Here is a 1,535-nt window from a genome sequence, read left to right on the forward strand (position 1 = left end):
TAGTACTACTGCGTCATAAATTGCGAGCCTGACGCGGACTGTCCATTGCCCTTATGCAGCACGGACATCGTTGCAGACGGTTGGCCAGGGCCACAGTCAGGCGTCGCCTGAGGGTTGGGATCGAGGTCGGGACGTGCCGCTCTGGTCGGATCGGAGGATCTGCGGGGTCGATAACCGTCGGGAAGACCAGGTGTTTGGCGGCCCTGGGCGCGAGTTGGAGTTGAGGGGGGAATCGTCTCCCTCAGAGAGACCAAGAAGCCATAGGCGGCGATACAGAGGCTGGCGTGGTGGTGGAAGCCCCGCCACCCTCGGCCTTCGTAGTGGCCCAGTCCCAGTTCCTGCTTGAGTTCCTGATAGTCTCGCTCGATCCGCCAACGCAGCTTGGCGGCGTCGACCAACTGGGTGATCGTAGCGTCGGCCGGCAAGGTGGAGAGCCAATACTTGCTCGGCTCGACCTCGCCTTCAGGCCACTCGATCAGGAGCCACTCTTCGGCGTGAGCCTCGGGCCGATTGTAGTCCCTGGATGCCGGCCGCAAGCGCACGGCGGCGAAGCGGGAATTGAGCTCGGTGTTGGTTCCTTCACGCCAGGCGATCGTGCGCCAAGTCTCGGCCTCGAACTCCTCGGCCAGGGCCTTGGCCGAGATCGGCTTGTGATTGTCGGTTCGGCCGACTCGAGACGGCGGCCGGCCTCTTCCGCTCCAAGGCTTGGGCGGCAGCGGGCTCTCGCCTGGGCGCCAGACGCTGAGTGTGGGCTGAACGCCGACAACATAGGTCAGACCGAGCTCGGACAGGCCCGCGCGGAAACCGCCGTCGGCGCCATATCCGGCGTCGGCCAGAACCACGCCGGGCGCGACGCCTTCGGCCTTGGCCGTCCTGATCTGCTCGAGCGCGATCTGCGGCTTGGTCCGGAACGTGATCTCTGCCGGAATCTTGGCCTTCTTGCGTTGTTCCGGATCCTCCGCCCAGCTGTGCGGGAGATACAATTCGTAGGCGATCGGAAGCGAGGCTGCGTCATTTGCGATCGATAGGCTAACCGCAATCTGACAGTTGTCCTGCTTGCCCAACTGGCCGCAATACTGGCGCGCTACGCCCACCGAGTGCTTGCCCTTCTTGGGAAAGCCGGTGTCGTCGACGATCCACGCCCGGATCGGTCCACGCTGCTCGATCTGTGGAAGAACCCAGTCGCGAACCCGCGCTAGCAAGGCCGCGTCCGACCACGGCGCCTGTCCCACGAAATGCAGCAGAGACTGATGCTTGGCCGACACCCGCGACGGCGCCGTGACGGCCGCCAACGGCTCCACGCTCTTGCGCTCAATCGGCATCAGAAGTCCGAGGCAATAATCCTTCAGCGGCTCAGCTCGGTCGGCGTGGCCGATCACCCCGATCAAAGCATCGACATAGGCGTTGAACGCGGCTTCACTCTCGGCTGTCCAGTCGGGCATGGCGGGGCGCTTCCCTGATCACGAAGCAGCACCCTAACAAATCCGCGACCAGCGCGAATCCCCTTGCAGCCGCGACTTTCTGACTCAGTAAGA

General features: G+C 64.0%; 1 protein-coding gene. It reads right to left on the reverse strand.

The features are described from left to right. Positions 1-5: 5 nt before the first annotated feature. Positions 6-1,442, reverse strand: coding sequence for an IS701 family transposase (locus NKJ46_RS34560; protein WP_352496571.1), 1,437 nt, complete (start codon positions 1,440-1,442; stop codon positions 6-8). Between the last annotated feature and the right edge of the window lie 93 nt (positions 1,443-1,535).

Origin of the sequence: Mesorhizobium sp. M0166 (genome assembly GCF_040322255.1) — a bacterium.
In the GTDB taxonomy this organism is placed as follows: Bacteria; Pseudomonadota; Alphaproteobacteria; order Rhizobiales; family Rhizobiaceae; genus Mesorhizobium.